The following is a 6,067-nucleotide window of genomic DNA, read 5'->3' as shown; positions in this document are numbered from 1 at the left end:
GGGCAACCCCGGCCCGCGCCCCTCCACCCTCGCGCCGTGTCACTTCAGCGCGGCTGTCATCACCTTCTGCGCCACCGGCGCCGCCAGGCCGTTGCCGCTGACCTCGGAGCGGGGGCCGCCCGCGTCCTCGATCACCACGGCGACCGCGACCTGCTTGCCGGTGTCGCGGTCCGTGCCGTACGAGGTGAACCAGGCGTACGGCTTGCCGCTGTTGTTCACACCCCGCTGCGCGGTGCCCGTCTTGCCGCCCACCTCGGCGCCGGAGACCCGGGCCTTCGAAGCGGTGCCGTCCTCGACGACCGTGACCATCGCGTCGCGCAGCTGTTCCGCGGTCTCCTCCGAGAGGATCCGCTTGCCTTGGCCGCCGTCGTAGGAGTCGAGGACGGTGCCCTCGGAGTCCACGACCTGGGAGACCATGTGCGGGTCCTTGAGGACGCCGTCGTTGGCGATCGCCGCGGAGACCAGCGCCATCTGGAGCGGGGTGGCGGTGACGTCGAACTGGCCGATCCCGGTCAGCCCGGTCTGCGGCGCGTCCAGCCCCTTCGGGTACACGCTCTCGTACGCCCTGACCGGGACGTCCCGCTCCGCGTTGAAGCCGAACTTCTCGGCCATCGCCCGTACCTTGTCCTGGCCCAGATCGATCGCGATCTTCGCGAAGACGTTGTTGCACGACCAGCGCAGGGCGGTCCGGATCGAGGCGTCCTCGCAGGGCGCGTTCGCGATGTCGTTCGGCAGCGGCTTCGACGTCAGCGGCAGGGTGTACGGCATCGGACTGGCCGTCGCCTCGTCCACCGACCCGTAGAGCCCCTCCTCCAGCGCGGCGGCGGCGACCACCAGCTTGAACGTCGAGCCCGGCGCCAGCGGCTGCCGCAGCGCGCGGTTGACCATGGGCTTGTCCGGGTCGTCCAGCAGCTTCTGCCACGCCTCGCCGTCGGTGGTCCCGGCGATCGTCGACGGATCGTACGAGGGGGTGCTCGCCAGACCGAGGATCCTGCCGGTCTCCGGATCCATGGCCACCACGGCGCCCTTGGTGTCGCCGAGGGCCTTGAACGCGGCCTCCTGCACCGCCGGGTCGATGGTCGTGAGCACATCACCCGGCTCCTGTTGGGCCCGGGTGAGGGCGTCCACCGGGTCCTTCAGCCGGTCGTCCGTGCCGTCCAGGACATCGCCGTAGATTCCCTCCAGTTGGGTGGAGCCGTACGCCTGCGAGCTGTAGCCCGTCACCGGGGCGTACAGCTCGGCCTCCGGATAGGTCCGCTGATAGGCGAGATCCCCGGAACGGCTCGGCTTCGAGCCCGTCACGGGGGTCCCGGCCACCACGATGTCGCCCAGTGGCTGGGCGTACTGGTCGATGACCTGGCGCCGGTTCTTGTCGTTGTCCGCGAGTGCCTCCGCGTCGTACGCCTGTACCCAGGTGGCCCGGAGGAGCAGGGCGAGCACCAGCAGCAGGCTGAAGACGGCGGTGTGTCTGATCGTCTTGTTCATCCCGTCCGGAAGACGAGCGGCACCCCGTCAATGGTTCCCCGGGTTCCCCGCCATCCGTGCTCGGCGCCTCTTCCCGGGGCGGTCGGCGGGCCGGTCAAACGGGGGTCAGCGGGGGGACACGAAGCCCGTCTCGTACGCCGCGATCACCGCCTGGGTGCGGTCCCGGGTGCCCGTCTTCGCCAGGACGGACGCCACATGGGTCTTCACCGTGGCCCGGCCGATCGCCATCCGCCCGGCGATCTCCGCGTTCGTCAGGCCCGTCGCCATCAGCCGCAGCACGTCCGCCTCCCGTTCGGTCAGCCGGGCCGCCCACGGCGGGGGCGATCCGGCCGCCGGACCGGCGTACGAAGCGGCCAGGGTCCGTACCGCCGACGGGAAAAGCAGCGAGTCGCTGCGGGCGACCAGCCGGACCGCCGCCACCAGGTCCTCCGCGGCCGCCCGCTTCAACAGGAAGCCCGCGGCGCCCGCGCGCAGCGCGTCGTACACATAGGCGTCGTTCTCGAACGTCGTCACCACCAGGATCCGCGGCGGGGAGGTGTCGGCGGCGGTGGTGCCGGCGAGGATCAGCTCGGTGGCCCGGATGCCGTCGATCCCGGGCATCCGGACATCCATCAGCACCACGTCCGGTGCCGCCTCCCGGACCACGGACACCGCTTCGGCGCCGTCCGCCGCCTCTCCGACCACGGTCAGATCGGGCTCGGCGGAGAGGATCGCCCGCAGGGCCGTACGCACCATGCGCTCGTCGTCGGCGACGACGATCCGCAGAGGCGGTATTCGCCGATTTCCGTCCGTTCGCGTGCCGTCGCCGCTCACCGGCCGCCGCCCTTCCGCCCCGGCGCGCCGGCGAGGGGGAGGGCCGCGTACAGCCGCCACACCCCGTCCCGCTCCCGGGCCCCCGCCTCGGACACCCCGCCCAGCAGGACGGCCCGTTCGGTGACGCCGCGCAGACCGCGGCCCCCGCCGGGGCGGACCACCGGTGGCCGGTCCGGCAGTGGGTTCTCCATCGTGATCTCCACCTTCTCGCCGTCCACGGCGATGCTCAGCGACACCGGGACGGGCCCGGCGTGGCGCAGGACGTTGCTCAGCCCCTCCTGGACGATCCGGTACGCCTCCCGGGACACCGGCGCAGGTACGGCGGCGGGATCACCCGAGCGCTCCGGCGTCACCGGTACGCCACCGCGGGCCAGCAGTCCGTCGAGGTCCGCCAGCGTCGGGCCGCGTACGCCGCCGGGCGGATCCCCGTCGCGCAGCAGCCCGAGGACGGTGTCCAGCTCGCCCACCGTGCGGCGGGCGGTCTCCTCGATGTCCGCGAGCGCTTCCCGGACGAACTCCGGATCGCGGTCCAGCAGCCGGCGCGCGGCCCCCGCCTGCAGTGTCACGGCGCTCAGCGCGTGCCCCACCGAGTCGTGCAGCTCGCGCGCGAGCCGGTTGCGCTCCGCCAGCTCCGTCGCCCGTCGCTCGGCCGCCGCCAGCCGGTCCGCCGGGGTCGGGCCCAGCAGGACGGCGGCGGCCCGCGCCATCCCCCGTCCGGCCGCCGCCACGCCCGCCGCGAGGGCGATCAGCAGGGCCGCGCCGGCGACCGGGGACAGGGCGAACACCCAGACCGGATGGTCCGGCACCTTCATCCCGGAGCGCGCCGCGGGGAGGAGCGGGACCAGGACCAAAGTCACCGCGAGCGGCGGCAGGGCGAGCGTCGCACCGCTGATCAGCGCCCCCGCCCCGGTGTGCAGCACGAACCAGGCCGCCGCCCGTAGCCGGGCGGCGCGGGAGCGGGCGGGGCCGTCCGCGAAGGACTCGTCCGGCAGCCCGCACAGTCCCCGCGCGGCGGCCACGGAGAGGGGTCGGACCGGGGCGGCGAGCCCGGCGACGGCGGCCAGCGGGAGGCCGAGGGCGTAGGCCACCAGCTGATCGGAGAACGAGGCGGCGAAGAGCGCGCCGGACTCGGTGAGCGGCGCCACGAGAACGGACGCGAGCAGCCAGAACGGCATGAACAGGGCGCCGCCGACAATGAGATGCAGCCAGCGCGCCCGCGCCCGTCGCCCGAACAGCCCCCACCGTCCCATGGGGTCAGAATCCCATGGGCCGGTACCGGGCCGGGGAGCCGGGAATGAGGGGGGCGCGGCGGGTGTTGAGACCTGAGCCGGAGAGGGCACCGAAGACGAAGGAACGGGAAGGCGGGGAGACGATCGTGATGCGCGTCGAGATATGGGGGGATATCGCATGCCCCTGGTGCTATATCGGGAAGGCGCGTTTCGAGCAGGCGCTGGCGGAGTTCGCCGCCCGTGACGAGGTCGAGGTGGTGCACCGCTCGTACGAGCTGGACCCCGACCGGCCCAAGCACGACATCACCTCGGTGATCGAGATCCTGCGCGCGAAGTACGGCCGCACCGAGGAGGAGGCGCGCGGGATGGAGGAGCACGTCGCCGCGACCGCGCGCGCCGACGGCCTTGCCTACGACACGGCCCACCGCGACCACGGCAACAGCTTTGACATCCACCGGGTGCTCCATCTGGCGAAGGCCGGGGGCCGCCAGGGCGAGCTGCTCGACCTGGTCTACCGTGCCAACTTCGCCGACGAGCGGTCCGTCTACGACGACGAGGTGCTGATCGCCCTCGCGGTCGAGGCCGGAATGGACGAGACGGAGGTACGCGGGGTCGTCGCCGACCGGTCGGTGTACGCGGACGAGGTCCGCGCGGACGAGCGCGAGGCCGCGGAGATGGGCGCGCGGGGCGTGCCGTTCTTCGTCTTCGACCGCCGCTACGGCCTCTCGGGCGCCCAGCCCGTCGAGCTCTTCGCCCAGGCCCTCGACCGCGCCTGGACCTCCCGCCAGGCGGAGAACGCGTAACCCCGCCCGCGGCGGGGTGGGCGAGCCGGAGGACACCCCCCTGGTTTCCCGGTTGACCGGTGCTCCGCGCCCCCGCAGGGTGATCGCATGGATACTCTCGCCGAGACCGAGTTCGCGCTGCGCACGACGTATCTGAACACCTCCTCCTGCGGCGTCCCGCCACTCCGTTCCGTCGCCGCCGTCCGGGACCTGATGGACGAGCTGGCGGCCGGGCGGCCGGGCGGCGCCGGGGAGTACGACACGGTGACCGCCGTACGCGCCGCCTTCGCGCGGCTCGGGGGTGTCGACCCCGGCCGGGTGGCCGTGGGCAGCGCCCTCTCCACCGCCGTCGGGCTGGTCGCCCAGTCGCTGCCGCCGGGCGCGGAGGTCCTCTTCCCCGAGGGCGAGTTCGCCTCCGTGATCACGCCCTTCGTCGCGCGCGGCGATCTCCGGCCGCGCTACGTACCGCTGGATCGGCTCGCCGAGGCCGTCCGCCCCGGTACGGCCCTGGTCGCCTTCTCCGCCGTCCAGTCCGCCGACGGACGCGTCGCCGATCTCGCGGCGATACGGGAGGCCGCCGCCGCGCACGGCGCGCGGACCCTGCTCGACGCCAGCCAGTCCGCGGGCTGGCTGCCGCTGACTGCCGGGGACTGGGACTACACGGTCACCGTCGGGTACAAGTACTTGCTCGCGCCGCGCGGGCTCGCGTACCTGACCGTCACCGAGGAGGCGCAGCGGACCCTCCGCCCCCTGTTCCCCGGGGTGTTCGCGTCCGAGGACGGCGCGCTCTACGGCCCGCCCGAGCGGCTCGCGGCGACGGCGCGGCGATTCGACGAGTCACCGGCCTATCCGGCCTTCCACGCCGCCGCCCCGGCGCTGGAACTGCTGGAGAAGATCGGGATCGAGACGGTCCACCGGCATGTGACGGCGCTCGCCCGCGGGCTGCGGGAGGGGCTGACCGAACGGGGGTACGCGCCGCTGCCGGGGGAGTCCGCGATCGTCGCCGTCCCCGGGCTCACGGACCTGGCGCCCAGGCTCGCCGAGGAGGGCATCGTCACCTCCGCCAGGGCCGGGAACCTGCGGGTCTCCTTCCACCTCTACAACACGCCCGCCCACGTGGATCTGCTGCTCGCCGCCGTGGACCGGGCCGGGGGCGGGTCGTAACGGGTCCCGGGAAGGCGTGAGGCGCGTGGCGTAGCGGATCCCGGTAAGGCGTGAGCCGCCCGGGTCGTAACGGATCCCCGGAAGGCGTGAGCCGGGCCCGCGTCACTCGGGCGGGAGGCACTCCCCGGTGGTCCGGCACAGATTCAGTTCCGTCTTGGCCAGCAGCCGCGTCAGCTCCCGGCGCTCGCCCTGGTCGAGACCGGTGAGTAGCTGCTCCTCCAGATGGATCAGGGTCGCCTCCACCGCGGTCCGCAGTTCGGCGCTGGCCTCGGTCGCCTCCACGAGGACCGCCCGGCGGTCCGCCGGGTCGGGCCTGCGCCGGACGTGTCCGGCCAGTTCGAGTCGCTGGAGCATCTTGGTGACCGTGGACGGGTCGAGATCCGCCACCCGGATCAGATCGGCCTGGCGCGAGGGGCCGTTGAGCCACAGATGCACCATGACGTACTCCTGCCCGGGGTAGAGGCCGAGCGCCCGGAGGGGCTTGCCGCCCGCCATCCGGTGCAGCCGGGCGACCCGGGCCACCGCGAACGACACGGGCGCCTTCTCGTCACAGGTGAGCGCGTTGGCCGGACCCGCCCCGCCGGGACAACAGCC

General features: G+C 73.5%; 6 protein-coding genes. 2 read left to right on the top strand and 4 right to left on the bottom strand.

Annotated elements, in window-relative coordinates; genetic code table 11:
* Window positions 1-39 precede the first annotated feature (39 nt).
* From ACFXG1_RS28260 to ACFXG1_RS28250, 3 genes are all read right to left on the bottom strand, one after another.
* Entirely contained in the window at window positions 40-1,485 is a 1,446-nt protein-coding gene (locus tag ACFXG1_RS28260; RefSeq protein WP_384714458.1) for a peptidoglycan D,D-transpeptidase FtsI family protein, read from the bottom strand.
* A 105-nt stretch (window positions 1,486-1,590) separates the two neighbouring features.
* Window positions 1,591-2,298 (bottom strand): response regulator, encoded by a 708-nt coding sequence (locus ACFXG1_RS28255; RefSeq protein WP_384714455.1) that lies wholly within the window; start codon window positions 2,296-2,298, stop codon window positions 1,591-1,593.
* Complete coding sequence (locus ACFXG1_RS28250; protein WP_384714452.1) at window positions 2,295-3,548, bottom strand: sensor histidine kinase; 1,254 nt, start codon at window positions 3,546-3,548, stop codon at window positions 2,295-2,297. Before ACFXG1_RS28250 ends, ACFXG1_RS28255 begins: the two co-directional genes overlap by 4 nt.
* Window positions 3,549-3,676: 128 nt before the next feature.
* Here ACFXG1_RS28250 and ACFXG1_RS28245 point away from each other — a divergent pair, with 128 nt between their 5' ends.
* Together ACFXG1_RS28245 and ACFXG1_RS28240 are read left to right on the top strand one after the other, a co-directional pair.
* The gene (locus ACFXG1_RS28245; RefSeq protein ID WP_384714449.1) at window positions 3,677-4,330 is read left to right on the top strand and encodes a DsbA family oxidoreductase; all 654 of its coding nucleotides are present in this window, start codon (window positions 3,677-3,679) and stop codon (window positions 4,328-4,330) included.
* An 87-nt stretch (window positions 4,331-4,417) separates the two neighbouring features.
* A complete protein-coding gene (locus ACFXG1_RS28240) occupies window positions 4,418-5,473 on the top strand; it encodes an aminotransferase class V-fold PLP-dependent enzyme (protein WP_384714446.1) in 1,056 nt (351 codons plus the stop codon).
* A 102-nt stretch (window positions 5,474-5,575) separates the two neighbouring features.
* Here ACFXG1_RS28240 and ACFXG1_RS28235 read toward each other — a convergent pair whose 3' ends face one another.
* The gene (locus tag ACFXG1_RS28235) at window positions 5,576-6,007 is read right to left on the bottom strand and encodes a MarR family winged helix-turn-helix transcriptional regulator (protein ID WP_384714464.1); all 432 of its coding nucleotides are present in this window, start codon (window positions 6,005-6,007) and stop codon (window positions 5,576-5,578) included.
* Window positions 6,008-6,067: the final 60 nt, after the last annotated feature.

This window comes from Streptomyces sp. NPDC059248 (assembly GCF_042753905.1).
Taxonomy (GTDB): Bacteria; Actinomycetota; Actinomycetes; order Streptomycetales; family Streptomycetaceae; genus Streptomyces.
This window is presented reverse-complemented; position numbering and strand designations above follow the sequence as displayed.